The organism is Nocardia brasiliensis (assembly GCF_042691675.1).
GTDB lineage: Bacteria > Actinomycetota > Actinomycetes > Mycobacteriales > Mycobacteriaceae > Nocardia > Nocardia brasiliensis_D.
The window spans coordinates 5,737,690-5,764,064 of sequence record NZ_CP170507.1 but is presented as its reverse complement, the minus strand read 5'-3'; the positions used below and the strand labels follow the sequence as shown (position 1 = coordinate 5,764,064).

General features: G+C 67.8%; 22 protein-coding genes. 12 read left to right on the top strand and 10 right to left on the bottom strand.

The window, feature by feature from the left end:
- The 6 genes from ACFK0J_RS26440 to ACFK0J_RS26415 form a co-directional block, all read right to left on the bottom strand.
- Positions 1 to 1,080, bottom strand: a complete 1,080-nt coding sequence (locus tag ACFK0J_RS26440) for a 2-oxoacid:ferredoxin oxidoreductase subunit beta (protein WP_378731758.1) — start codon at positions 1,078 to 1,080, stop codon at positions 1 to 3.
- Positions 1,077 to 3,029 (bottom strand): 2-oxoacid:acceptor oxidoreductase subunit alpha, encoded by a 1,953-nt coding sequence (locus ACFK0J_RS26435; RefSeq protein WP_378731756.1) that lies wholly within the window; start codon positions 3,027 to 3,029, stop codon positions 1,077 to 1,079. Before ACFK0J_RS26435 ends, ACFK0J_RS26440 begins: the two co-directional genes overlap by 4 nt.
- Positions 3,030 to 3,141: 112 nt before the next feature.
- The gene (locus ACFK0J_RS26430) at positions 3,142 to 4,158 is read right to left on the bottom strand and encodes an Rv2578c family radical SAM protein (protein ID WP_378731754.1); all 1,017 of its coding nucleotides are present in this window, start codon (positions 4,156 to 4,158) and stop codon (positions 3,142 to 3,144) included.
- A gap of 42 nt (positions 4,159 to 4,200) precedes the next feature.
- On the bottom strand, positions 4,201 to 4,773 hold the full coding sequence (locus ACFK0J_RS26425; protein WP_378731752.1) for a PadR family transcriptional regulator: 573 nt from the start codon (positions 4,771 to 4,773) through the stop codon (positions 4,201 to 4,203).
- 28 nt (positions 4,774 to 4,801) lie between these two features.
- A complete protein-coding gene (locus tag ACFK0J_RS26420) occupies positions 4,802 to 5,542 on the bottom strand; it encodes a VOC family protein (protein WP_378731750.1) in 741 nt (246 codons plus the stop codon).
- A gap of 120 nt (positions 5,543 to 5,662) precedes the next feature.
- On the bottom strand, positions 5,663 to 6,667 hold the full coding sequence (locus ACFK0J_RS26415; RefSeq protein ID WP_378731749.1) for an NAD-dependent epimerase/dehydratase family protein: 1,005 nt from the start codon (positions 6,665 to 6,667) through the stop codon (positions 5,663 to 5,665).
- 211 nt (positions 6,668 to 6,878) lie between these two features.
- Between ACFK0J_RS26415 and ACFK0J_RS26410 the strand changes: the two genes are divergently transcribed.
- Both ACFK0J_RS26410 and ACFK0J_RS26405 read left to right on the top strand, forming a co-directional pair.
- The gene (locus tag ACFK0J_RS26410) at positions 6,879 to 7,208 is read left to right on the top strand and encodes a type VII secretion target (RefSeq protein ID WP_378731747.1); all 330 of its coding nucleotides are present in this window, start codon (positions 6,879 to 6,881) and stop codon (positions 7,206 to 7,208) included.
- On the top strand, positions 7,205 to 8,881 hold the full coding sequence (locus ACFK0J_RS26405) for a hypothetical protein (protein WP_378731745.1): 1,677 nt from the start codon (positions 7,205 to 7,207) through the stop codon (positions 8,879 to 8,881). Before ACFK0J_RS26410 ends, ACFK0J_RS26405 begins: the two co-directional genes overlap by 4 nt.
- A gap of 459 nt (positions 8,882 to 9,340) precedes the next feature.
- On the opposite strand, the gene ACFK0J_RS26400 is transcribed toward ACFK0J_RS26405, so the two are convergent.
- Together ACFK0J_RS26400 and ACFK0J_RS26395 are read right to left on the bottom strand one after the other, a co-directional pair.
- A complete protein-coding gene (locus ACFK0J_RS26400; protein ID WP_378731743.1) occupies positions 9,341 to 9,883 on the bottom strand; it encodes a hypothetical protein in 543 nt (180 codons plus the stop codon).
- 126 nt (positions 9,884 to 10,009) lie between these two features.
- Complete coding sequence (locus ACFK0J_RS26395; protein WP_378731742.1) at positions 10,010 to 10,930, bottom strand: neutral zinc metallopeptidase; 921 nt, start codon at positions 10,928 to 10,930, stop codon at positions 10,010 to 10,012.
- A gap of 161 nt (positions 10,931 to 11,091) precedes the next feature.
- On the opposite strand from ACFK0J_RS26395, the gene aspS reads away from it, so the two are divergent.
- Both aspS and ACFK0J_RS26385 read left to right on the top strand, forming a co-directional pair.
- On the top strand, positions 11,092 to 12,897 hold the full coding sequence (gene aspS, locus ACFK0J_RS26390) for an aspartate--tRNA ligase (RefSeq protein WP_378731740.1): 1,806 nt from the start codon (positions 11,092 to 11,094) through the stop codon (positions 12,895 to 12,897).
- An 83-nt stretch (positions 12,898 to 12,980) separates the two neighbouring features.
- Entirely contained in the window at positions 12,981 to 13,949 is a 969-nt protein-coding gene (locus ACFK0J_RS26385; protein ID WP_378731738.1) for a DUF389 domain-containing protein, read from the top strand.
- Positions 13,950 to 14,040: 91 nt separating this feature from the next.
- Here ACFK0J_RS26385 and ACFK0J_RS26380 read toward each other — a convergent pair whose 3' ends face one another.
- A complete protein-coding gene (locus ACFK0J_RS26380) occupies positions 14,041 to 14,793 on the bottom strand; it encodes a hypothetical protein (RefSeq protein ID WP_378731737.1) in 753 nt (250 codons plus the stop codon).
- Between the two features lie 252 nt (positions 14,794 to 15,045).
- On the opposite strand from ACFK0J_RS26380, the gene ACFK0J_RS26375 reads away from it, so the two are divergent.
- The 3 genes from ACFK0J_RS26375 to ACFK0J_RS26365 all read left to right on the top strand — a co-directional run bounded on the left by ACFK0J_RS26375 (position 15,046) and on the right by ACFK0J_RS26365 (position 17,167).
- Positions 15,046 to 15,372 carry a hypothetical protein gene (locus tag ACFK0J_RS26375; protein WP_378731735.1) on the top strand — a complete coding sequence of 109 codons (327 nt, stop codon included), beginning with the start codon at positions 15,046 to 15,048 and terminating at the stop codon, positions 15,370 to 15,372.
- A gap of 224 nt (positions 15,373 to 15,596) precedes the next feature.
- Entirely contained in the window at positions 15,597 to 16,766 is a 1,170-nt protein-coding gene (locus ACFK0J_RS26370; RefSeq protein WP_378731733.1) for a phosphotransferase family protein, read from the top strand.
- Between the two features lie 110 nt (positions 16,767 to 16,876).
- Positions 16,877 to 17,167, top strand: a complete 291-nt coding sequence (locus ACFK0J_RS26365; protein ID WP_378731731.1) for a hypothetical protein — start codon at positions 16,877 to 16,879, stop codon at positions 17,165 to 17,167.
- A 12-nt stretch (positions 17,168 to 17,179) separates the two neighbouring features.
- Here ACFK0J_RS26365 and ACFK0J_RS26360 read toward each other — a convergent pair whose 3' ends face one another.
- Positions 17,180 to 18,832, bottom strand: a complete 1,653-nt coding sequence (locus ACFK0J_RS26360) for an alkaline phosphatase D family protein (RefSeq protein ID WP_378731729.1) — start codon at positions 18,830 to 18,832, stop codon at positions 17,180 to 17,182.
- A gap of 499 nt (positions 18,833 to 19,331) precedes the next feature.
- Here ACFK0J_RS26360 and ACFK0J_RS26355 point away from each other — a divergent pair, with 499 nt between their 5' ends.
- The 5 genes from ACFK0J_RS26355 to ACFK0J_RS26335 all read left to right on the top strand — a co-directional run bounded on the left by ACFK0J_RS26355 (position 19,332) and on the right by ACFK0J_RS26335 (position 26,336).
- Positions 19,332 to 20,678, top strand: a complete 1,347-nt coding sequence (locus ACFK0J_RS26355; protein WP_378731727.1) for a replication-associated recombination protein A — start codon at positions 19,332 to 19,334, stop codon at positions 20,676 to 20,678.
- Between the two features lie 70 nt (positions 20,679 to 20,748).
- Positions 20,749 to 23,415, top strand: a complete 2,667-nt coding sequence (alaS, locus tag ACFK0J_RS26350; protein WP_378731725.1) for an alanine--tRNA ligase — start codon at positions 20,749 to 20,751, stop codon at positions 23,413 to 23,415.
- Positions 23,415 to 24,008, top strand: a complete 594-nt coding sequence (gene ruvX / locus ACFK0J_RS26345; protein ID WP_378743024.1) for a Holliday junction resolvase RuvX — start codon at positions 23,415 to 23,417, stop codon at positions 24,006 to 24,008. The genes alaS and ruvX overlap by 1 nt, the downstream gene beginning before the upstream one ends.
- Positions 24,005 to 25,531 (top strand): endolytic transglycosylase MltG, encoded by a 1,527-nt coding sequence (mltG, locus tag ACFK0J_RS26340; RefSeq protein WP_378731723.1) that lies wholly within the window; start codon positions 24,005 to 24,007, stop codon positions 25,529 to 25,531. The genes ruvX and mltG overlap by 4 nt, the downstream gene beginning before the upstream one ends.
- Positions 25,461 to 26,336, top strand: coding sequence for a shikimate dehydrogenase (locus ACFK0J_RS26335; protein ID WP_378731721.1), 876 nt, complete (start codon positions 25,461 to 25,463; stop codon positions 26,334 to 26,336). The genes mltG and ACFK0J_RS26335 overlap by 71 nt, the downstream gene beginning before the upstream one ends.
- Positions 26,337 to 26,375: the final 39 nt, after the last annotated feature.

The window sequence follows — 26,375 nt, the reverse complement described above, 5'->3', positions numbered from 1 at the left end:
TCAGCTCACGGTCCAGGTCTCCGGGCCGGTCAGCAGGGACTGAAGCGAGTCCGCCGAAACTGGCTTGCGTTCCCGGGCCGTCGCGGATTGGGCGCGCACTCCGTCGTCGTAGGTCGGGCGGTTGACGTTGCGGAAGATGCCGGTGACCACGTGGTCGAGGGCTTGGTCGGAGAGGCGGGCGAGGGCGTAGGCGTATTCGGGGTTGTCGGCATAGGCGTCGTGGACGACGATGTCGGATTCGGCAATGGCATCCGCGCGCGCCACCTCGAGGCCGAAACCGCTTTGGACGACCGCGAATTCGCCGTCGGTGCCGAAGCGGATGGGCTGGCCGTGCTGTAGCGGGATGAGGTGGGCGGCGGCGTTGTCGCGGCGCAGGGCGTCGAAGGAACCGTCGTTGAAGATGGGGCAGTCCTGCAGGATCTCCACGAACGAGGTGCCGCGATGTTCGGCGGCGGCGCGCAGCACCTCGGTCAGGCCAGCACGGTCGGAGTCCAGGGCGCGGGCGGCGAAGGTGGCTTCGGCGCCGAGCGCGATCGACAGTGTGTTGAACGGGTGGTCCACCGAACCCATCGGCGTCGACTTGGTGACCTTGCCCTGTTCCGAGGTCGGCGAGTACTGGCCCTTGGTGAGGCCGTAGATCCGGTTGTTGAACAACAGGATCGTCATGTTCACATTGCGGCGCAGCGCGTGGATGAGGTGGTTGCCGCCGATGGACAGCGCGTCGCCGTCACCGGTCACCACCCACACCGACAGGTCGGGGCGGGTCACCGCGAGCCCGGTGGCAATGGCGGGTGCGCGGCCGTGGATGGAGTGGATGCCGTACGCCTCGAGGTAATACGGGAAGCGGCTCGAGCAGCCGATCCCGGAGACGAACATCAGGTTCTCCCTGCGCAATCCGAGCTCGGCGAGGAAGCCGCGCACGGTGGCCAGGATCACGTAGTCACCGCAGCCGGGGCACCAGCGCACCTCCTGATCGGAGGTGAAGTCCTTCACCTTCTGCGGTCCGTCCGCCGCGGGCACACCCGAGAGTCCGGTCAGGCCCAGATCGGTTCCGACGAGCGAGGTTTCGGTGATCGTCATTCGTTGCCCCCAGCGGTCCGGTACGTGGCCTGCGCGCGAGCGGCGAAGGCCTTGTCGTGTTCCATGTCCTCGATCGAGCCGTCCAGCGCGGCATCGATGACCCCGACGAGTTCCTGCGCGGAGAAGGCGGTGCCCGCGATCTTCGTCCACGGCTGCACATTGACCAGATACTTCGCGCGCAGCAGCATGGCGAGCTGGCCGCCGTTCATCTCCGGTGCGACCACCGTGCGATAGCGGCGCAGCACGTCGCCGAGGTTGGCGGGCAACGGATTCAGATGACGCAGATGCGCCTGTGCGACCGGCACCCCACGGCGGCGAGCCCGGCGACAGGCTTCGCCGATCGGCCCGTAGGAACTGCCCCAGCCGATGAGCAGCAGTTCGGCGCGGCCGTCCGGGTCGTCGACCTCGATATCGGGCACGGTGATCGCGTCGATCTTGGCCTGGCGCAACCGAACCATGAGCTCGTGGTTGACCGGTTCGTAGGAGATGTTGCCGCTGCCGTCGGCCTTCTCCAACCCGCCGATGCGGTGCGCGCGACCCTTGGTGCCGGGAACGGCGAGCGGCCGGGCCAGGGTTTCCGGGTCACGGGCGTAGGGCAGGAACGGGTCGGCGTCGTCGCCGTCCGGTTCGAACGCCGGATCGATGGGTGCCAGGTCGGCGACGCGCGGAATCGACCACGGCTCCGAACCATTCGCGATCGCGCCGTCGGAGAGCAGCAGCACCGGCGTGCGATAGGTGAGCGCGATCCTGGCCGCCTCGACCGCGGTGGCGAAGCAGTCGGCGGGGGAGCGCGGCGCGAGCACAGCGACCGGCGATTCGCCGTTGCGCCCGTACAGCGCCTGCAGCAGATCGGCCTGCTCGGTCTTGGTCGGCAGGCCGGTGGACGGTCCGCCGCGCTGCACGTCGATCACCAGCAGCGGCAGCTCGGTCATCACCGCGAGGCCGATGGTCTCGCTCTTGAGCGCGAGTCCCGGCCCCGAGGTGCTGGTGACGCCGAGCGCGCCGCCGAACGAAGCCCCCAGTGCCGCACCGATTCCGGCGATCTCGTCCTCGGCCTGGAAGGTGGTGACGCCGAAGTTCTTGTGCTTGCTCAGCTCATGCAGGATGTCCGAGGCCGGGGTGATCGGATAGGTGCCGAGGAACACCGGCAGTCCGGCCAGCTGACCCGCCGCGACCAAACCGTATGCGAGCGCGGTGTTGCCGGTGATCTGGCGATACGTGCCGGGCGGCAGTTTCGCGGGCGCGATTTCGTAGGTGGTGGCGAAACTTTCGGTGGTCTCGCCGTAATTCCAGCCCGCCCGGAACGCCAGCACATTGGCCTCGGCGATGTCCGGTTTCGCGGCGAACTTCTCCCGCATGAACTTCTCGGTGCCGCCGATCGGCCGCCCGTACATCCAGGACAGCAAGCCGAGTGCGAACATATTCTTCGCCCGCTGGCCGTCCTTCTTGCCGACGCCGGTGGATTCGGTGGCGCCGAGGGTGAGCGAGGTCATCGGGACGCGGTGCACCACGAAGTCCGACAGCGTGTCGTCGCCGAGCGGGTCGGCGGGGTAGCCGACCTTGGACAGATTGCGCTTGGTGAACTCGTCGGTGTTCACGATGATGGTGGCGCCGCGCGGCAGGTCTTCCAGGTTCGCCTTCAACGCGGCCGGGTTCATCGCGACGAGCACGTCCGGCTGGTCACCCGCGGTGAGGATGTCGTAGTCGGCGATCTGGATCTGGAACGACGAGACGCCGGGCAGCGTGCCCTGTGGCGCCCTGATCTCGGCGGGAAAGTTGGGCTGGGTGGCGAGATCGTTGCCGAACGCGGCCGCTTCGTGCGTGAAGCGATCACCGGTCAGCTGCATCCCGTCGCCGGAATCCCCCGCGAACCGAATGACGACCTTCTCCAATTTCGCTGCGCCGGCGTTGCTTTGGGCGGTGCCGACCTCGCTGTGGTGCGAAACCATTTGCCTGCTTCACTTCCTCGTCGATGAGAGGGGTGCCATCGCCAAACTACTCCGCACCGCGCGGTGCGTCCGCCCGAAATGTGAGGTCCGCCGGTAACCGGTGGTAGGGACGTCAGGCGAACAATGCCAGCTGCGGGTCGGTGGCGTGCGGACTTTCCGTTTGTGTCGCCGGTTCGGCCGGTTTTGTCGGCTTCAATGCGTGTCGCTCGAGCAGCGGGTCGACGCGTCCGCGGAGCCAGGCCGAATACTCCGGCGTCACGTAGGCGCCGCGGCCGTAGAGCTGACGGTAGCGGCGCAGCAGCGCGGGATGTGCCTCGGCGAGCCAGCCGAGGAACCAGTTGCGGGTGCTGCCGCGCAGGTGCATCGGAAAGGCGACCGCGGAACGCCCGCCCGCGTCGGCGATCGCGCCGAACAGTTCGTCCAGGTGGGCCTTGCCGTCGGTGAGGTAGGGAATCACCGGCGCCACCATGACATTCACGTCGAACCCCGCCTCGGTGAGCGCGCGCACCATCTCCAGCCGGGCCTTCGGCGACGGGGTGCCGGTTTCCAGGCTGCGATGCAGGTCCATATCGAAGATCGCGATGGACACCGCGACGCTCACCCGCACCTCGCGCGCGGCCAGAGTGAGCAGCGGCAGGTCCCGTCGTAGCAGGGTGCCCTTGGTGAGTATGGAGAACGGCGTGCCCGAATCGGTGAGCGCGCGAATGATGCCCGGCATCAACCGATATCGGCCCTCGGCGCGCTGGTAGGGGTCGGTGTTGGTGCCCAGCGCGACCGGTTCCTGATGCCAGGAGCGCCGGTTGAGTTCCTTGCGCAGTACGGCGGCGATATTCGTCTTCACCACGATCTGTGAATCGAAATCGCGGCCGGCGTCCAGATCCAGATACTCGTGGGTGGGCCGGGCGAAGCAATAGCGGCAGGCGTGCGAGCAGCCGCGCATCGGATTGATCGTCCATTGGAACGGCAGGTTCGAGCTTTCCGGCACCTTGTTCAGCGCGCTCTTGCACAGCACTTCGTGGAAGGTGATGCCCTCGAATTCGGGGGTCTGCACGGTGCGCGTCAAACCTGCCCGGGTGAGCCCGGGCAAGGCGCCGTCGTCGGCGTCCAGGGTTTGGCTTTGCCACCGCACCGCTTCAGTCGAACATATGTTCCCCTGAGTGCGCAACCACGGTCACTCCCGGGTTTTGTCGTCGGCCATCTCGAACGCGCCCGCTTCGAGGCGGCGGATCAGGCGCTGCGTCCATTCGGCGCGGCTGTCGGCGGTGTGAATCCACAGTCCGAGGACTTCGCCGACCGGTCCCCAGGTGTCGAGGTCGGTGTCCGGCGGCAATGCGCCGGTGACGCTGGACCGCCACTGCTCCATTACCCGCGCGCGTTGCCGCAGTAGCCCGATGGCTTCGGCGCGGCGCAGGTCATCGATGAGTCCGACTGCGGCGGCGAGGACGTCCATGCGGGGGTCGTGGTGGGACAGTGCGCTGCGCAGCAGGTCGAAATACGCCTCGTCGCCCGCGTCGGTGATCTCGTATTCGATCCTGGGTGGTCCGCCGGTGGTGCTCGGTGTGGTTTCGTGTGCGACCAAGAGACCGTCGCCGGTCATGGCTTTGAGCGCGTGGTAAACCGACCCGGACTTGACGTTGGCCCACTCGTTCGCGCCCCACGCTTCCAGATCTGCTCGTACTTGATAGCCGTGCGCCCGTGCCCGGCGCCGAACGGCGCCGAGGACGAGCAGGCGGACCGCGGACACGGAGTTCTCGGTTCCTTCCGGTGGTTTGTCAGTCGACGGTCGGGGAGTTCAGGATGCGTTGCAGGTCTTCGGCATCGCTCAGGGTATCGGCGAGTACCCGGCGGTCGGCGCGGGTCAACGTGATCGTGCGCAGGCGGTCGAGCAGGTGGCGCGCGTGTTCGGGATCGTCCATCCGCACGGCCAGTTCGGCACGATAGGCCAGGGCGTCGACGAGGTCGATCTTCGTCGCCGTGTCCTGCTCGCGGGCCAGTGTGGCATCGAGAACCTTGGCCGCTTGGCCGTCGGCGCCATGGGAATCGGCGAGTACGACGGCGTCGGCCAGCGTTCTGCGGAGTCGGCCGCGCTCCGGTACCGGCTCGGCCGGTTTCTTCGTCTCGGGTGTTCGCGGGAGGAAGCGGATCCAGTTCCCGCCCGGATCGACCACCAGGAATCCGGTGAGATTGTCCGCGTTCTTGCGTTTACGCGGCCGCGTCATCCGCGGCGTCCCCGATATCAGCAATGTGCCGTGCACGGTGCGCATCCCCGCGGCGAAAGACTCGTACAGGCCGCGGATATCGGGCACCGCCACCAGGCATGACCCATAGGACTCGGCGGGCTCGAACCCGGGCATTCCGAAAAAGTGCAGGTTGATGTCCTCTCGTCGCATCGCGAGATATGGATTCGGACGAACCTGTCGATACGTCTGCTCGAATCCGAGCATTCGGTAGAACTCGCCGATCTCATCGATCGACCCGCACGGCAACAGGGGCGTCATCACTTCGCCGGTCATCGGGCTCACCCTCCCTTTCGAGCGAACTAGCCAAATTTGGCTAGCGCTGGAAAGGTAACACCCGGAACGCGGCTAAGCAAATTTGACTAGTCGCGCTCCGGGGTCTTGTTCAGGGGTGGGTCAAGCGATCTGCCGGGTGTCCGGCGGCGTCAACGGGGTCCGGTCGGCGAAGAAGGCGACGAGGTCGCGGACGGTCTCGTCGGTGGAGCGCGGACGGTAGCCGAGTTCGCGTTCGGCCTTGCCGTGGTCCACCACGGGTGCCGAAATCAGCGCGCCCAGTGCGGCTTTCGAGACGATGTCGGATTTGAAGAGCTTGCCGATCGGCGCGAGCACCGGGATCAGACCCGCGACGACGGTGGGGGAGATGGCGAACTTCGGCCCGCGCTTGCCGCCGTGACCGGCCGCCAGTCGACAGAGGTCGAGCATCGAGATCATCTCGCCGCCGAGCAGGTAATTCTCGCCGGTGCGGCCGCGCTCGGAGGCCAGGATCAGACCCTCGGCCACGTCGCGCACGTCCACCAGGTCGAAGCCGCCGCCGATCATCGCCGGAATGCGGCCGTGCGCCGCGTCTTTCAGCGTGCGGTTGATCCGGGAAAGTGGCTTGCTGTAGTCGAGTGGGCCGAATACGCCGGTGGGATTGCACAGCACCGCGTCCAAGCCGGCATCGATCACCTTGCGCAGCGCCACTTCGCCCGCCCACTTGGAGCGGTCGTAGACGGGCAGCGCCGCGTCGGTCGAGCGCGGTGCGGTCTCATCGATCCGGCCGCCGCAGCTGTACTGGTTGAACGCGTGGATCGAGCTGGCGTGCACCATCCGTCGCACCCCGACCTCGCGTGCGGCCTCGGCGACCACGCGCACGCCTTCGGTGTTCACCTTCCAGGCCAGGTCGTTCTTCTCGGCGAGGGTGATCACCGCGACCAGGTGGTAGACGATCTCGGCGCCCGCCAGCGTTTCCCGCATCGACGCCGGGTCCAGCACGTTCCCGCTCACCCAGGTGACGTTCGGCTCCGCTGCCGTCGGTGGCACCGCCCGATCGATGGCGGTGACCTCATGGCCGCGCGCGACCAGCAGGCGGAGCAGATTCGTGCCAAGGTAGCCGGCTGCGCCGGTCACTGCGACCTTCATGCGATCGAGAATATAGAACTTGTTCTAATTTGCAACACGTTCCAGTTCCTTTCTATTCCCTGTGTGAACGTCGCGATGGGCTCGAAAGTTGCCGGTACCGTCCGCTATATTGAGCCCAACCGTAGCGGTCACGCCGTTCGGGGCAAGGGCAGACGGTGACGACGAAGAAGTTCACGACACTGATGTGCACGACGATTTGGGGGGCAACTCGATGAGTGATCTCTCGGTAGAGACCGACGCGGTCCGGGCGTTCGCCGCCACGAACGCGGGCATCGCCGGTGATCTTGCGGGGGCAGGTAATTTCGACGCGGTCAAGAACGTCTCGGCCCTCGTGCCGGTGTTCGGTTTGATCGGCGTCGACTATCTGGCGATGTTCGCCGCGGCACAGGTGCTGCAGGCCAAGGACATCAACGATCTGTCCGCTAAATACGCCGAGTTGTCGGAGTCCGCCTTCAGTGCCGCCGCGGCCTACGACGCGACGGACTGGTCGGCCTCGGGTGCGCTCAACGCCATCGGCAGCCAGATCGGCGGCGCCGTATGAAGCCGCTCGATACCGGGGTGATCGCCCCCGAAGAGCACGCGATGGCGCACGCCGCCGACCAGAATGTGGCTATCGGTCAGCAGGCCGTGCTGGAGGCGACGCAGAGCTCGGCCGCCCAAGCCGTCCTCGACCTGCCGCTGCCGCAGTTGCCCGACGATCTGCCGCCGATCGAACCGCCCGAGTTCGTGCTGTCCAAGCGGATCAGCGAGGACCAGCACAACACGCTCGGCGCCGCACCGTCGGGCATGCCGGGCCTTTCCGGCGCTCCCGCCGCGGACGCGCAGGGCATTTCCGGTGTGCCGTCGGATATTTCGGCCCTACTCGGTGATACCCAGTCCGCGCTCCAGCACGCCGCCGCGCCGGTGGTCCAGGCCGCGCAGGGTGCCCTCGATCAGGCGAGCGGGGTGCTGAACGGTGCCATCGGCTCGGCGCCGAGTTCGGCCGCCGCCGCGGCGAGCCAGGCGGCCGCCGCCGTTCCGACCGCACTGCCCGCGTTGCCCGCCGACCCGGTCTCGGCGCTCATGCAGGGTGTCGCGGTGCCCGCGCTGCCCGGCGTCGACATGCTGATCAAGCCGATCCTCGATCTGCTCGGCAGCTTCGGCACCGGCGTTATCGGCGCGCTCGACCCGACCGCGATCCTGAGCCAGTCTTCCAAGGTCATCGAGATGGCCATGCAGGTCGGCAAGGGCAGCATGACCACCGTCGAACAGCTGTGGCAGAGCCAGGCCGCACGCAACGCGCAGGCCGCGAGCCAGCAGGCCAACGTCGAAGGGCAAGAGACCAGCAAGCGCGGCATCGACATCTCCGAGCTCACCCAGCGGGCCGCCGCGGTGGTGCAGCAGGGCAACGCGCAACTGCTCACCATCGCCTCGTCGTTCGCCACCCAGGCGACGGCGATGGCCCCGGTCATCCTGACGCCACCGGCGCAGGCCACGCTGATGGCCTCGGCGACCGAACATCTCGGCCGAGCCGTCGGCGTCGTCAATGCCACCCGCGGTGACCTGGCGGGCAAGACCGGCGAGCTGAGCGGCATGGTTCAGCAGCTGGTCGCACCCGGTGGCGGGCCCGCGCCGCAGGAGATCGCGCAGGCGCTGGCGCAGAACGTCGGCCAACCGATCCTGGAGCAGGCGCAGGCGGTCGCGGCCGACACCACGACGAAGGCGGCCGGTCTCGACTCGGCCATCGCGGGGTCGCCGACCTCGACCGCACCCTCGTCGGTGCACAGCACGAACACCCCGAACTCGACCAACAACAGCCTCCTCACCGGTGTGCCCGGCAGCCCGAACCGTTCGGGCAGTCCAGGCAGCCCGAGTGGCCGGCCCGGCACTACCGGCATTCCCTCGGTGCCGAAGGCCACCGGCCTGCCCGGCACCAGCGTGTCACCGGTGCGTCCGATCAGCGGCATGCCCGGCAGCACCTCGTTCGGCCCCGGCGTCACCGGTGCGCCGAGCACCAGCACAGCAGGCGCGGGCAGCGGCTTCATGGGCGGCCCCGCCGCCGCGGGCGCCCAACGCGGCAACGAGGACGAACACTCCCGCACGGTGCAGCCATACCAAAGCGCCACCGGCAACGACGATCTCACCGGCCCACTCGGCGAATCCACACCGGACGTCATCGGCGCGACCCACTCCGACGAGATAGTCAGCTCCGACTACGAACAGGACCAGTTCTAACGCACGATCGTCCGGCGCAGCCCGGCCCGAGCAGCGAACGACCGCTTGAGCCGGGCTCTTTGCCGTTCGGGGTGCTCGGCCGGAGCCCCCGCCGTGCAGAAGATCGCTGGCTGTGCACGAAGTCGCTCCTGTGCATGAGATCGCTGGCTGCGCATGAGATCGCTGGCTGTGCATGAGATCGCTGGCTGCGCACGAGATCGCTGGCTGCGCATGACATCGCTATCGATTTCGTGCGCGAGAGGCAAACGGGTGCGCGACAGGGCAACCCGTGCGTGACAAGCCGCTAGCTGCGGACGGAAACCGTTGACCGCGCGAAACTGTCAGCGACTCGATGCGTGGGAGGCAAACGAGTGTGGCGGGCACACCGCGTGCCGCGCATGGTCGTTTGCCGCGCATGAAGTCGCTAGCGATTTCATGCGCGGCAGGGTAACCAGGGCGCGGCGGGGAGGGTGTGGGGTGTTAGTTGTCCTTGACGAAGGCGTCGAGGAGGGTGCGGTAGAGGTCGGTGAAACGTTTGCGGGCTGCTTGTTGTTCGGGGGTGAGGGCGTTGGTGAATTCGGGGGCGTAGACGACTAGGTGTACGTCTTCTTCGGGGGGTTGCGGCATGAGGTCGATGATCTGACTGCCCTGGTCGGTGACGCTGGGCATGCCGAAATCGACGGTGACCAGTGCCTTTGTCTCTTCCAGCGCCGCGGCCAGTACCTCGGGCGGGATGTGGCCGGTCACCTGCTGCGGCAGCGTTTCCGGATTGCGTTCGGAGGCAACGGCATCGGGGATTTTTACGGCTCGTCCGTTGCCGAACACCTCCAACTGCGGGCGCAGGTCGATCCGGGTCTGCCAGCCGTTCGGGATGCTGGTCAGCGTGAGCAGCGCCAACGGCTCGGCAACCGGCCCGTGCGCGCTCGGCTGCGCCGCATCGGGACCGGGGGCCGCGGTCGCGGTGCCCAGGCTGCCCGCGAGCGCCAGCAGGACAGCCAGCAGTGCGGCCTTTGTTCGTCGCATGAAAGCAACCTCTCTAGCAATGAATAGACGCTTCGTTCATAGCGCATAGAGATCTCAGCGGAGCGTCAACTTTCCCGCCAGGTGGCGCGCCGATCGATCAGGCACAGTTTGCCGGGCGAGTGTCGGTCAGCGCAGCCCGGGCGGGCTGTCCAGGTTCGACGCGGAATAGGTGTCGCATGCCTTGACCTGCCCGGTGCGGTAGCCGGACAAGAACCACTTCTGCCGCTGTTCGGAATTGCCGTGCGTGAACTTCTCCGGATTCACCCGACCGCGGGAGGCGCGCTGGATCCGATCGTCACCGACCGCCGCCGCGGCCGACAGCGCGTCGTTGACGTCGTTGTCCGACAACGGCTTCAGGAACGGCTGATTGCTTCCCGGCGCGGGCGTCTTGTCCGCGAAGTGGGCCCAGATCCCCGCGTAGCAGTCCGCCTGCAGTTCGGTGCGCACCGCCCCCGAGTTCGCACCCTGTGGATCCTGTTGCGCGCGACCGATATCGCCGAGCTGGTTCTGGATGTGGTGGCCGATCTCGTGCGCGACGACGTACTCCTGGGCCAGCGGTCCACTGCTGGCGCCGAAGCGGTCGACCAGTTCCTGGAAGAAGGTGACGTCGAAGTAGCCGGTGCGGTCGGCCGGGCAGTAGAACGGCCCGACGTCGCTGGTCGCGTTGCCGCAGCCGGTGGCGGTCGCACCCGAGAACAGGACCACCTTCGGCTTGACGTACTTCGTGCCCGTCTGCTTCTGCAGTTCGCCGGACCACACCGCATTGAGGCTCTGTGCGGTGAGCGCCACCCGGCAGTCGACGTACTTGTTGGCATCCGCACCGGTCTTGCAATGTGCCGGGGTACCCGTCGCGTCGGACTGGGTCTGCTGGTTCTGTGAGCCGGTGAAATCACCGAGCAGCGTGCCGGGATCACCACCGAGCAGCAGCGCGACCACGAGGAAGATCAGCCCGCCCGCGCCGCCGCCGAGAGCGAGCTTGCCACCCATACCGGGACCGCCGGAACTGACCGCATCCTGATCAATCTGCATGCCCTCGTTGAACGTCATCGCCGTCGCTTTCTCGTTGTCGCTACGCCTCGGACATACCCCGCCGATACAGCTTCGCACGGGCGTGGCGACATCGGTTTCCACTGGGCGGTTGTGTCTCACTACGATGGGACCGCACCTGGTCATATCGCGCCGGTGCCGGAGTCGTCGAAAGGAACCTTGTGCTGCGCACCCACTTGGCTGGTTCGCTGCGAAGCGAGCATGCCGGTCAGACCGTGACCCTCACCGGATGGGTGGCCAGGCGGCGTGACCACGGTGGCGTGATCTTCATCGATCTGCGTGACGCGTCGGGGGTGTCGCAGGCGGTGTTCCGGGAGGGCGAGCCCGCCGAGCAGGCGCACCGGCTGCGCGCCGAGTACTGCGTGCGGGTCACCGGTGTGGTGGAGCTGCGACCGGACGGAAACGAGAACCCGGAACTGCCGACCGGCACCATCGAGGTGAACGTCACCGAGCTCGAGGTGCTCAACGAGAGCGCACCGCTGCCGTTCCAGTTGGACGAGCAGCCCGGCGAAGAGGCTCGGCTGAAGTACCGCTATTTGGACCTGCGCCGCGAAGGTCCGGCGCACGCCATCCGGCTGCGCTCGAAGGCGAACGCCGCCGCTCGCGCCGTGCTGGCCAGCCACGAGTTCGTCGAGGTGGAGACCCCGACGCTGACCCGCTCCACTCCGGAGGGCGCCCGCGACTTCCTGGTGCCCGCGCGTCTGCAGCCCGGTAGCTTCTACGCGCTGCCGCAGAGCCCGCAGCTGTTCAAGCAGCTGCTCATGGTCGGCGGCATCGAGCGCTACTACCAGATCGCGCGCTGCTACCGCGACGAGGACTTCCGCGCCGACCGCCAGCCCGAGTTCACTCAGCTCGACATCGAGATGAGCTTTGTGCGGCAGGACGACGTGATCCTGCTCGCCGAGCAGATCCTGGTCGGTCTGTGGAAGCTGATCGGCTACGACATCCCGACTCCGATCCCGCACATGACCTACGCGGAAGCCATGCGCCGCTTCGGCTCCGACAAGCCGGACCTGCGCTTCGGCATCGAGATCACCGAATGCGCCGAGTACTTCAAGGACACCCCGTTCCGGGTGTTCCAGGCGCCGTATGTCGGCGCGGTCGTCATGCCGGGCGGGGCGAGTCAGCCGCGGCGGCAACTCGACGCCTGGCAGGAGTGGGCCAAGCAGCGCGGCGCCAAGGGACTGGCGTACGTGCTGATCAACGAGGACGGCACGCTCGGCGGCCCGGTCGCCAAGAACCTCAGCGACGCCGAGCGCGACGGACTGGCCAAGCACGTCGGTGCCGTGCCGGGCGACTGTGTGTTCTTCGCCGCCGGTCCGGAGAAGGCGCAGCGCGCGCTGCTCGGTGCCGCGCGCGCCGAGATCGCCCGCAAGGTCGGGCTGATCGACGAGAACGCCTGGTCGTTCGTCTGGATCGTGGACGCGCCGATGTTCGAGCCCGCCGCCGACGCCACCGCGAGCGGCGATGTGGCGCTTGGTCATTCGGCGTGGACGGCGGTGCACCACGCGTTCACCTCGCCGAAGCCGGAGTCGATCGACACCTTCGACACCGACCCGGGTTCCGCGCTCGCCTACGCCTACGACATCGTCTGCAACGGCAACGAGATCGGTGGCGGCAGCATTCGTATCCACCGCCGCGATGTGCAGGAACGCGTCTTCAAGGTGATGGGCATCAGCCAGGAGGAGGCGCAGGAGAAGTTCGGCTTCCTGTTGGACGCCTTCGCGTTCGGCGCACCGCCGCACGGCGGCATCGCGTTCGGCTGGGACCGGATCGTCGCGCTGCTCGCCGGCCTCGACTCGATCCGCGAGGTGATCGCGTTCCCGAAGACCGGCGGCGGCGTCGACCCGCTGACCGACGCACCCGCGCCGATCACCGAGCAGCAGCGCAAGGAAGCCGGGCTGGACGCCAAGCCCGCGTCGAAGGGCGACAAGGCCGACGCGAAGGCCGACGAGCCCGCGCAATAGCGAGCGCACTCGCGCGAGCGGTACCTTCTGGACAGTTCGATCCGTCGACCCTGTCGGGGCGACACTGACCATGAGGGGATCTGTTGCTGCATCTGCGCATGATCAGTCCGCCGGAGCTGACGGACAAAGTGCTGGCCGTGCTCGCCGCGAACCCAGGTGCCACGCATGTGACCCTGGCTCGCGGCGTCGCGCTGGAACCCGCGGGTGACCTCATCCAGGCCGATGTGGCCCGGGAGGCCGGGAACGAGGTGCTGGCCGAGCTGACCGACCTCGGCATCTGCAAGACCGGCGGCATCACCCTCGGGCCGGTCGAGACCGTGCTGTCCGAGGCGGCCGATCGGGCGGTCGAGGCGGCGCCCGGTGATCCGTCCGACGCGGTGGTGTGGGAAGAGTTGGTGGCGCAGACCCACGAGGAATCGACGCTCAACTCCACCTTCCTCGCCTTCCTGACCATTGCCTGCCTGCTGGCCGCGGTCGGTGTGGCGACCGATTCGCCGGTGACGATCGTCGGCGCGATGGTCGTCGGGCCGGAGTTCGGCCCGCTGGCGGCATTCGCGGTGGGCATGGTGCGTCGCGACTTCCGGCTGGCTCGGCGCTCGGCGATCGCGCTGGCGATCGGTTTTCCGGTGGCCATGCTGGTCACGTTGGCGGCGACGCTGGCGTGGGAGCAATTCGGCTGGATCACGCTGAGCGGCGTGGAAAGCGTCACGAATGTCGACTTCATCTACCAGGTCGGGCCGTTCTCCCTGGTTGTCGCGCTGCTGGCCGGTGCCGCGGGCATGCTGTCGCTGGTGACCGCGAAATCGGCGGCGCTAGTGGGTGTGTTCATCTCGGTGACGACCGTGCCCGCGGCCGGATTCGCCGTTGTCGCCGCCACCTTGGGGGAGTGGCACGTCGCGTTCATGTCGGCGGGGCAGCTCGCGGTGAACCTGGCGGGCATCGTCACGGCCGGTGTGATCGTGCTGGAACTCCGCCCTCGCGCAGGCCGTGAGGCCGGACCCATAGATCGATTCAGGCGATGGATCGGAACGCGCGCCCTGGTCGACAAGTAGGCCGAGAGCGCACCCTTTTCACTACCCGCACGCCCAGTACACGGGGTGTGCGGCTAGCGCAAAGGGTGCGCGCACCGTTTGTGGCCGGGTGTCAGATGGGGGCGACGGTGCCGCCTGTCAAAGTGCGGTAGGCGTAGGTGACCGCCAGGACGGCTACGGGACCTGCGACCAGGAGGCCGAGGCCGCACAGCAGGGCACCGACCAACGTCACGAACAACACCGAGAGTGCGAGCAGCAGCACCGGCCAGACATTGGTGACTACCAGGGTGAAGCTGGATTTGAGCGCCTCGAACGGACCTTGGTCCTGATCGACGACGAAGTGCAGTGAAAACATACAGAGAACGCCGACGATAAGACCGGGAACGATGCACAGTGCCGACCCGATGAACGTGAGCACGAACGCGATCAGGGCAGTGAGCAGTACATTGCCCGCGTTCACGAAACGGAAGTACGAGCCGAAAGACGGTTTGTAGCCGTCGGTTTCATAGAGCGCGCCCCGCACCATGGCGGCCTGGAGCAGCCATACCGCGGCCAGCACGGCGAGGAAGATCAGCAGTAGCGGGAGCATTGTCGTCGGATCGGTCAGCTGAACGACGAGGACGAACGCGAGATAGATGATGAGCCCGCTCGCGATCACACTCATCCAGGGACCAGGGTTCGAGCGGAACTTCTCCCAGCCGTAGCTGAGCGCCTGACCGACATCGAGGGTGCCGGGGGCGGTGGTGGCGGCCTGCTGGTAGCCGTAGATCGGTTGGTCGGGTGGCGGCATCATGCCCGGTTGTTGCATGCCGCCTTGGGGTGGCGGCATCGAGCCGTACGGCGGCACGTTTCCCTGTGGGGGCATTGACCCCGGCGGCATAGAGCCGGGTGGCATAGAGCCGGGCGGCGTGTAACCGGGAGGCATGGAACCGGGCGGCGGCGACATGGAGCCCGGCGGCATAGAACCGGGCGGCAGGTAACCGGGAGGCATGGAGCCGGGCGGTGGCGGCATGGAGCCGGGTGGCGCCGCACCCGGGCCGGTTCCCGGCGGACCGTAACTGGGCTGCTGCGATTGCTGCTCGGGCTGCTGCGATTGCGGCGGTTGGGATTGCTGCGATTGCTGAGGTTGCGATTGCGGCTGCTGCGGCTGCTGCGACTGCTGCGATTGTGGTTCCGATTGCGGCTGCTGGGGCTGCTGCCGCGATTGCTCCGGCGGCTGCTGCTGCGATTGCTGCGGTGTCACCGGCGGCGGTGGCTCGACGGGCTCATTCCCGTATTGCGCCGCGCCGGGCCCCTCGAACTGCGGGTACCCGGCGGCCCCTGCCATTTCGTGGCGGCCGTGCCCCGCACTGGTGCCCGGGGACTGCGGGGTGGGACTCTCGTGCTGGCCCGGCCGCGCCGCGTAGCGTTCGTCGTCTCCGTGGTCGGGAGCGTCGCCAGCTGATTCGTGGGGCGGGGGAGGCGGTGTGCCGGTCATGCCATAGACCTTTCCACTCAACTGGTTTGCGGTGTGGCGCAGAGCAGTTGACGATGAGAAAACCTGACAGGTGCAATGGTGTCAAGCAACGTGCGCCCGTTCCGTCACCTCGCGGGAGACACGCCGAACGACGCGGAAAGGTTGTGTAACCGCTCGCTAGAAGTGACCCCATGCGAGTAACTTGAAGGGCGATGACCGCACTATTGGCCGAACGCGCCGCCGAAGTCGTGTCCGCAGCGCAACAGTTGCTCACAAAGCGAATGGGTGCTCCGGTAAAGCTGAGCGATCCGATCGAACTCAGCGGTAGTGGTAGAACGACGGTTCTCCGTGTGCGTGTAGCGGAAAACGCCTTCTCGTTGCCGCGAACCCTGATCGTCAAACAAGTTCGCGGACGCTCGCAGGACCGTACTACCGGCGGTCTTGCGCCCGGAGTCGCCAGCATCGATTCCGCGTTCCTTCGGGAAGCGGTGTCGTATCAGTTCACCACCGCCTTGAGCCGCGAACAGCGCCCCGGCGCGTACCTGATCGCACACAGCTTGCCGGAGCGATTGCTGATCCTCAGCGACCTCGGTGAGAACTGCCTGCTGACCCAGATGCTGCAGTCCGGCATCGAGCCCGCGACGCGGAACGGGATGATGGCGTTCGCGCAGGCGCTCGGCCGGATGCACGCCGCCACCGTCGGCCGCGAGGCCGATTTCGTTGCGCTGCTGCGTCGCGTCGACGTGGTGCATCGGGTGGACGGCATCGCCCAGCAAGCCGAATCCGCCATCGCGGAGGTGCCGGGTCTGCTGCAGCGCGAATTGGGCATCGAGGTGCCCGGCGAGATCGCCGAACGGATCGTGCGCGGCAACCGATTGTTCTCGGCCGGACGCTTCCGCGCGTTCAGTCCGTCGGATCTGTGCCCGGACAACGTCATTCTCAACGAGGAGGGCGCACGCTTCCTCGACTACGAGTGGGGCGGATTCCGCGACGCCACCCTCGACATCGCCTACGCGCTGGTGTCGTTCCCCGGTTGCCTGTGCGACTTCGAACTGTCCAGGGAACGTGCCAGGCAGATGGTGGAGGCGTGGCGCTCCGAGGTGGTCGGCGTGTGGCCCGCGCTGGCCGATGACGAGCTGATGTCCGAGCGGATCCTGGAAGCCCGGCTGATCTGGGTGTGGTTGTCCACCTACTGGTTCCTGCCCGCCGACCACGCCCGCATCGCGGCCGCCCGCGAGCACGGAATGTCCGTGCCGCGCTCGGAGGCGCTGATCAACCGCTGGGCGGCGCTGGCCGAAGACGCTCGCTGCACCGGTGACGATGCTGTCGGCGACTTCGCCGAGGACGTCTCGGCGATGCTGGAAGAGCGCTGGTCCGAGTAGTCGGTTCCGCCGGAACAGCAACGGACACCCCATAATCAGGGGCAGCTGCCGCGCACTCCGCCCAGTATCCTGAACGGTTCTGGACCACGGGGTGCGAGAGGAGTGGTCAGATGGCCACTGTTGTGCTGATTATCATCGCGGGCGGTGCCGTCGTTGCCGCATTGGTGGCGCTGGGGGTGCGCCAGCGGAGGCTTCGGCGCTACCCGGAGGTCACTCCGTTGACCCGCGCTCAACAGTCCGGCAGCGTGCTCAGTGCCCAATTCCGCAGCGGCCGAGGCCGATCGCAGGGGACCAAGTGGTCGCTCGGCGGCATGTTCGGCGGCTTCGGTGATGGGGGCGACGGCGGAAGTGGCGGCGGTGGCGGCTGCGGCGGTGGCGGGGGCGGTGGCGGCGGGGAGTAGGGCGACCCCCGGTCAGCTCGCCGGTGCTTGCCGTGGTTCGAGGCGTCCGCCTGCCCGAACCGCGAGCGACGTGCCGTGGCGCACACCGGAGTTCGGGTCGGCCACGTCGATGAGATAGAACCAGTCCATCTGGCTCTGGTCCGGGGTCACCTCGAGGACGCCGTACCCGTGCGAATCCAATTCGACGTAACGCAGGTGATGGTTGAGGCCCTTGATCGTCTCCGCGATCGGTGCCGAGTTGGCCTTCAGCATGTCGCCGACGCTGGTCGAGGTGACCGACGGAACCACGAACTCGACGCCCGCCGTGCTGCCCGCCGGATAGTTGGCGGCGTCGACGGGCAGGTCGGCGGCCCATGAGGAATGGATGTCGCCGGTCAGGAACACCACATCGGAGATCTGCTGTTCGGTGATCGTGCGGAACAGCCGTTGCCGGTCCGCGGTGTAGCCGTCCCACTGATCGCCGTTCACGGTGAGACCTGCCTGCGGCACCCCGAGCGCGCCGGTGATCGCCGCGGTAGTCGCGGGCTCGAGCGGCGGGAAGACCAGCGGGGCGATCATCACCGAATTGCCGACCAGCTTCCAGCGCACCGGCGCGGACGCCAAACCAGCGGTGAGCCAGTCCATTTGGGCCTTGCCGGTGATGGTGCGCGCCGGATTGTCGGCCTCGCGCCAGCCCGCGCCCGGCTTCGCCTCTTGGTCGCGGTAGCTGCGCAGATCCAGCATGGACAGTTCGGCGAGGGTGCCGAACCGGAGCCTGCGGTAGATCTGCACCTCGCCGCCGGTTCCCTTCGCGCGCACCGGCATCCACTCCAGATAGGCCTGCGCGGAAGCGGCCTTACGGTCCGCCCAGGCGCCCTCGGTGGCCGGGTCGTGGTTGCCCGCGCCGCCGGACCAGGAGTTGTCCGCGGACTCGTGGTCGTCCCAGGTGCAGATGAACGGCTGGCGTGCGTGCAGATCCAGCAGATCGGGGTCGGTCTTGTACTGCGCGTGGCGGATTCGATAGTCGGCCAGGCTGACGGTCTCGTTCTCCGGCTCGTGCGGACGGACGGTGCCGTTGCGGCCGCCGTACTTGCCGCGGCCGTACTCGTAGAGGTAGTCGCCGAGGTGCACGATGGCGTCGAGATCCGTGCGGGCGGCCAGGTGACGGTAGGCGCCGAAGTATCCGGCCTCCCAGTTGGCGCAGGACACGATCCCGAAGCGGAGGCGCTCCGGCGAGTCGGCCAGGGCCGGGGCGGTCCGGGTGCGGCCGACCGCGGAGGTCTCGCCGCGGGCCGTGAAGCGGTAGAAATAGACAGTGCCCGGCGCGAGACCGGACACGTCGACCTTGACGGTGTGGTCGGAAGACGCTGTGGCAGTGACGTTTCCGGACGCGGCGAGGGTGCTGAACCCCTCGTCTCCGGCGACTTCCCAACGCACGCTTGCCGGTTCGCCGACACCCGAGCCGGGCGTCGCGTCGTCGGACACGGTGACGCGGGTCCACAGGATCACACCGTCCGGCAGCGGATCGCCCGAGGCGACGCCGTGCCGGAACACTCCGGCGGTGGCATGGGCAGCAGCCGGGGTCAGCAGTGCGGTGGCGGTGAGCGCGGCCGCGCCGCCCTTCAACAGGGTGCGTCGCGCGAAGGGGCCGACCGGAGAATCTGAAACGAACACGTTTTCAGCCACGAGTATTGATCACATCCGATGCGCGGGCGACACGCAAATCGGCTCGCCGCCGTACAGCGCGTTCATCCTTGTCGGTGCACCTCGGTAACGTTGCCGGATGTGAGGGAGCGTCAGCGAGCGAACCAACGACACAGCGCGCCCTCGTGCACGACGGAGCCGAGGGTCAGCGAGGCGCAGTCGTGAGGGAGCGTCAGCGAGCGAACCAAGGACACAGCGCGCCGTCGCGCACGACGGAGCCGAGGGTCAGCGAGGCGCAGTCGTGAGGGAGCGTCAGCGAGCGAACCAACGACACAGCGCGCCCTCGTGCACGACGGAGCCGAGGGTCAGCGAGGCGCAGTCGTGAGGGAGCGTCAGCGAGCGAACCAACGACACAGCGCGCCCTCGTGCACGACGGAGCCGAGGGTCAGCGAGGCGCAGTCGTGAGGGAGCGTCAGCGAGCGAACCAAGGACACAGCGCGCCGTCGCGCACGACGGAGCCGAGCGTCAGCGAGGCGCAGTCGTGAGCGATGGCTTGTTCGACGTGCCAGGAGATGGCGTGCCAGCGGAACACAGCATCGACAATGTGGTGCGCCGAGACGCCGGTGCGCCGCTGGCGGTGCGGATGCGGCCCGCGTCGTTGGACGAGGTGGTCGGGCAGCAGCATCTGCTCGGGCCGGGGTCGCCGCTGCGTCGACTGGTCGAGGGCTCGGGTGCCGCGTCGGTGCTGTTGTACGGCCCGCCCGGGACGGGTAAGACGACCCTCGCGTCGCTGATCTCGCATTCGACCGGACGTCGGTTCGAGGCGCTTTCGGCCCTGTCGGCCGGGGTGAAGGAAGTGCGCGCCGTCATCGACGTCGCGCGGCGCAGGCTGTCGGTCGGTGAGCAGACCGTGCTGTTCATCGACGAGGTGCACCGCTTCTCCAAAACCCAGCAGGACGCGCTGCTCGCCGCGGTGGAGAACCGGATCGTGCTGCTCGTCGGCGCGACCACCGAGAATCCGTCGTTCTCCGTGGTATCGCCGCTGTTGTCGCGCTCCCTGGTGCTGCAACTGCAATCGCTCACCGAGGACGACATCCGCCAGGTGCTCGATCGCGCGATCCACGATCCGCGCGGACTGGACGGCCAGTACACGGTGTCCGACGAGGCGCTGGACCACATCGTCCGGATCGCGGGCGGTGACGCCCGTCGCGCGCTGACCGCGCTGGAGGCCTCGGCCGAATCCTCGCTCGACGGCACCGTCGGCGTCGAACTCGTCGAGGCCAGCGTGGACAAGGCCGCGGTCCGCTACGACCGGGCAGGCGACCAGCACTACGACGTGATCAGCGCCTTCATCAAGTCCATCCGCGGTTCCGACGTCGATGCCGCGCTGCACTACCTGGCACGGATGCTCACGGCGGGCGAAGACCCGCGCTTCATCGCGCGGCGGCTGATGATCCACGCCAGCGAGGACATCGGCATGGCCGACCCCACCGCCTTGCAAACCGCCACCGCCGCCGCGCAGGTCGTCCAGCTGGTCGGTCTCCCGGAAGCTCGGCTGGCCCTGGCGCAGGCCACCATCCACCTGGCCAGCGCGCCGAAATCGGGGGCCGTCATCGCCGCGCTCGGTGCCGCGATGGCCGATGTCGCGGCGGGCAAAGCGGGAGCCGTGCCGCCGCACCTGCGGGACGGGCACTACGCGGGCGCGGCGAAGCTCGGCAATGCCCAGGGCTACAAATACCCGCACGACAACAAGGACGGCGTGCTCGCCCAGCAGTACCCGCCGGACGAGTTGGTCGGCGTCGACTACTACCAACCCACCGACCACGGCAACGAACGCGAGGTCGGCCCACGGGTGGAGAAGCTGCGCCGGATCATCCGCGGCAAGTGATGCGCCTGGTGGCGCACGGCACCAGAGTCGATGAAAAAGCACGTGTGCGGCACCGGTAGGCTGGATATCTGTGCAGACCCACGAGATTCGACGGCGCTTCCTGGACCATTTCGTCCGTGCCGGCCATACCGAGGTTCCGAGTGCCTCGCTGATCCTGGCCGACCCGAACCTGCTGTTCGTCAACGCAGGCATGGTCCAGTTCAAGCCGTACTTCTTGGGCCAAGAGGCGCCGCCGTACCCGAGGGCGACCAGCGTGCAGAAGTGTGTGCGCACCGGCGACATCGAAGAGGTCGGCGTCACCACCCGGCACAACACGTTCTTTCAGATGGCGGGCAACTTCTCCTTCGGTGACTACTTCAAGGAGGAGGCGATCCGCCTTGCCTGGGAGCTGATCAGCAAGCCCCAGGAGGACGGCGGTTTCGGCTTCGATCCTGAGCGGATCTGGGTCACCGCATACGAATCCGATCCGGAGGCCGCCGAGATCTGGCGCCGGGTCGCGGGCATCCCCGAGGAGCGGATCCAATTCCGCGACGGCAAGGACAACTACTGGGACATGGGCGTGCCCGGCCCCGGTGGACCGTGCTCGGAGATCTACTTCGACCGTGGCCCCGAGTACGGCCGCGACGGCGGCCCGGTCGCCGACGAGGACCGATACCTCGAGATCTGGAACCTCGTGTTCATGCAGGACATTCGCGGCGAGCTGAGTCCGAAGGAAGGGCATCCGCCGATCGGCTCGCTGCCGAAGAAGAACATCGACACCGGCTTGGGCGTCGAGCGCGTCGCGATGCTGCTGCAAGGCGTCGAGAACGTCTACGAAACCGACCTGCTGCGCCCGATCATCGACAAGGTTGAGGAACTCACCGGCCGCTCCTACGGTGTCGAGCACGAGGACGATCGCCGCTTCCGGGTGATCGCCGACCACACCCGCTCCAGCGCGATGCTCATCGCCGATGGCGTGAACCCGGGCAACGACGGGCGCGGCTACGTGCTGCGCAGGCTGCTGCGCCGGATCGTGCGCTCGGCTCGGCTGCTCGGCGCGGAGAAGCCGGTGATGGCGGAATTCATGAAGGTCGTCAGCGACCTCATGGCGCCGTCGTACCCGGAACTGGCCACCGATTTCCAGCGCATCGAGACCGTGTCGGTCGGCGAGGAATCGGCCTTCCTCAAGACGTTGAACACCGGCTCCGCGCTGTTCGACAACACCGCCACCGCCGTGCAGGCCAAGGGCGGCACCACGATCCCCGGATCGGACGCCTTCAAGCTGCACGACACCTACGGCTTCCCGATCGAGCTGACGCTGGAGATGGCGGCCGAGGCCGGGCTGACGGTGGACGAGAACGGCTTCCGTGAGCTGATGGCCCAGCAGGTGGCCAACGCCAAGGAAGACGCCCGCAAACGCAAGCACGGGCACGCCGACCTGACCGTCTACAAGGAGCTGGTCGACCGCGGCGCCACCGAGTTCACCGGTTTCGACGAGCTGACCTCCGAGGCGAACGTGCTCGCTCTGATCGCCGATGGCGTACGAGTGCCGACCGCGCTGGCCGGGCAGGACGTCGAGGTGATCCTGGACCGCAGCCCGCTCTACGCCGAGTCCGGTGGTCAGATCGCCGACCGCGGCACCATCAGCGCTTCGGGGCTGAAGCTGCGCGTCAACGATGTACAGAAGATCGCCAAGAAGCTGTGGGTGCACAAGTCCACCGTCGAGCAGGGCCAGATCACCGAGGGCGATGTCGTTCTCGCGCAAGCGGATCCGGCTTGGCGGCGGGGCGCCACCCAGGGCCATTCCGGCACGCACATGGTGCATGCCGCGCTGCGTCAGGTACTCGGCCCGAACGCGGTGCAGGCGGGCTCGCTGAACAAGCCCGGCTACCTGCGCTTCGACTTCAACTGGCAGGGCCAGCTCTCCGAGCAGCAGAAGGCCGATATCGAGGTGGTGTCCAACGACGCGGTCGGCGCGGACTTCCCGGTGAACACCTTCGTCACCGACCTGCCCAAGGCCAAGCAGATGGGCGCGCTCGCGCTGTTCGGCGAGAACTACGGCGACGAGGTCCGGGTGGTGGAGATCGGCGGACCGTTCTCGATGGAGCTGTGCGGTGGTACGCACGTCCAGCATTCCTCGCAGATCGGCCCGATCACCGTGCTCGGTGAGTCCTCGGTCGGTTCCGGTATCCGTCGCGTGGAGGCTTTCGTCGGCCTCGACTCCTACAAGTACCTGGCCAAGGAACGCGCGCTGCTGGCCGGTGTGGCGTCCACGCTGAAGGTGCCCTCGGAAGAGGTGCCGGGCCGGGTCGAGCAGTTGGTAGAGCGGCTCAAAGTGGCCGAGAAGGAACTCGAACGCACCAAGATGGCCGCGGTGCTGTCCTCGGCAGGCAAGTTCGTCGAGGAGGCGGAGCGGATCGGTGGTGTGCTGCTGGTCGCCGTCGCGGCGCCCGAGGGCGTTCCCGCGGGCGATCTGCGGACGCTGGCCACCGACATCCGCGGCAGATTCGGCAGCGAACCTGCTGTGGTGGTGCTGCTCGGCAACGCCGATGGCAAGGTGCCGTTCGTAGTCACCGTCAACAAGGGTGCCCAGGAACTCGGCTTCAAGGCCGGTGAGCTGGTCGCCAGCTTCGGACCGAGCATCGCCGGGCGCGGTGGCGGCAAGCCGGAGATGGCGCAAGGCGCGGGTTCGGATCCCTCGGGTATTCCGGCCGGTCTTGCCGCGGTCCGTGCCCGGGTGGCCGAACTGGCTAAATGATGGCATCGCGAAGCGATTCCGAGAGGGGTGGTGGCCGGGCGACGGGTGGGCTGGCATCGCGAAGCGATTCCGACCGCCCCCATCCCGACACCGATCCGGGTCGCGGCAGGCGGATCGCCATCGATGTCGGCAGCGTCCGCATCGGGGTCGCCTCGTGCGACCCCGATGGCGTCCTCGCCACGCCGGTGGAAACCGTGCCTCGGGCGAAGCCGAACACCCGTCGTGGTGGGGTAGCGCCCGATATCGCCAGAATTGCTGAAATTGTGCGGGAGTACGAGGCAGTCGAAGTAATTGTCGGACTGCCGCGAACATTGCGCGGCGAGAAGGGCGCTGCCGCTACCATTGCCACCGCATTCGCCGAGCAGTTGCAGACCGCCGTGTCGCCGGTGCCCATACGGCTTTCCGACGAACGTTTGACTACGGTGTCAGCTGCACGTGCATTGCGGGACAGTGGAGTTCGCGCGCGTGGCCAGCGGCAAGTGATCGATCAGGCGGCGGCCGTCTCGATCCTGCAAGGATGGTTGGACGAACGGAGTGCGGTGTTGAGGTCGGTTGAAGCGGTGCGACATGCGTCGTCCGAGGACGACGCATGACGGATCGATGGGCGCGGGCCGAGGAACGGTACCGACAGCGCGAAGCTGATCGGCGTTACCGGCGCGACGACCGGGCCTGGGGTGGGCAGAACAGCAGAGACACGCGCGGCAAGGCCGATAACCGCGTGGTCGGCCGCGAGCAGGACGACTGGGACGACTACGAGGACGACACCACAGTCATCCCGCGCTACACCGACGACATGGACCCGCCCGAGCCCGCCCCGCGCCCCAGTGCCGAGCGCCGGGCCGGGCAGCGCACGCGCGCCGGTCGCCGGGAAACGGCACGGCGCGACGACGACGAGCCGGCGGAGGGCAGGCGCCCGCGCAGCGCGCAACGCGGCAAGCGTTCCCGTGCCGCCTCGCGCAAGGCACAGGAGCGCAAGCGGCGCAGGCGCACTCTATGGCTGTTCGCCGGGGTCTTCGTGCTGCTGTTCGCCGGTGCCGCGGTCTTCGCGGGCATGAAGCTGGTGGCCAAGCTCGGGCCGCCGGAAGACTATGCCGGTCCGCCCGGGCCACTGGTGGTCGTGCAGGTGCACGACGGCGACACCTCGACCCAGATCGCGGCGAGCATGAAGGAGAAGGACGTCGTCAAGAGCACCGGCGCGTTCATCGAAGCGGCCGTGCGGAATTCGAACATGAACGCGGTGCAGCCGGGCTACTATGCGATCCCGAGCCGCAGTCCCGCCGCGCAGGCGGTGTCCGCGCTGGTCGGTAAGAAAGCGCGGGTCGGCAACCTGGTCATTCCCGAGGGACGGCTGCTGCACGATCAGTTCGAGGTGGGCTCCGGCAGGCGCACCGACGGCATCTACCGCATGATGGCGGATGCCAGCTGCATCGGCACCGGCCCGAACCAGAAGTGTGTGACCTACGAACAACTCGCCGCCGCGGGTGCGAGCGTCGATCTGGCCGCGCTCGGGGTGCCTGCCTGGGCCGCGCAGGGTGTCCAGGACTGCCCGGACCGGACCAGGCAGCTGGAGGGCCTGATCGCCGCGGGCACTTGGGATTTCGACCCGAGCGGCACGCCGGAGCAGATGCTCCGGCAGCTTGTGACGGCGAGTGCCAAGAGCTATGAATCCACCGGGCTGTTGCAGTCCGGCGGCGAGACCAAGTTGACGCCGTATCAGACGCTGATCGCCGCGTCGCTCGTCGAACGCGAGGCCAAGCCGCAGGACATGGGCAAAGTCGCGCGGGTGATCGTGAACCGGCTGCGGGTCCCGCAGATGCTGCAGTTCGACTCGACGGTGAACTACGCGCTGGACCGCACCGAAGTGCAGACCACCGACGCCGACCGCGCCGCGGAGACACCGTGGAACACCTACGCGAAAATCGGCCTGCCCGCGACACCGATCGCCGCACCGTCGCTGAACGCGTTGCGCGCCATGGAGAATCCGGAACCGGGGCCCTGGTTGTACTTCGTGACCGTCGACAAGCAGGGCACCACCCTGTTCACCGATGACTACAAGCAGCACCAGCGCTACATCCAGCAGGCACAGGCGAGCGGAATCCTCGACAGTGGTCGCTGAACGCAAAGCGGCGGTGCTGGGTAAGCCCATCGCGCACTCCCGCTCGCCGCAGTTGCATCTGGCCGCGTACCGCGCGCTCGGGCTCGACTGGAGCTACGAGCGCATCGAATGCACGGCCGAGCAGCTGCCCGGACTGGTCGACGGGCTCGGACCGGAATGGGTCGGGCTGTCGGTGACCATGCCGGGCAAGGCGGCCGCGCTCGCCTACGCCACCGAGCGCACCGAGCGGGCGGTGCTGGTCGGCTCGGCCAATACGCTGGTCCGCACCGAGACCGGCTGGCGGGCCGACTGCACCGACGTGGACGGCGTGCTCGGCGCGCTGCGCGTCGGCGGCGTCACCGATGTGGCCGAGGCAGTGGTGCTCGGCGCGGGCGGGACCGCGCGACCCGCGCTGCTCGCGCTGTCCGAGCTCGGCGCCAAAACGGTCACCGTGATCGCCCGCGATCCCGGACGGGCGAGCAGCGCCATGGATCTCGCCGAGCGCCTCGGCATGAACGCCGCGGTGACCAGCTTCGATCCGGCCGCGCTCGCCGGACTCTGCGAGCGGGCCGGTGCCGTGGTCAGCACGATTCCGGCCACAGCAGCGGCAGTCGTCGCGGAGGCGGTCGCGGCGGCGCCCGTGGTGCTCGACGCGATCTATGACCCCTGGCCGACGCCGCTGGCCGAGGCGGTGTCGCGGGCTGGGCACACGGTGGTGAGCGGTTTGCAGATGCTGCTGAACCAGGCGTACGGACAAGTCGAACAGTTCACCGGCCGCCCAGCTCCGCGCGCGGAAATGGCCGCGGCGTTGGAAGGTTCGACCTGAGCTGACCGGTGTCGGCGTCCGGCATCGAGCCGGTCGCCG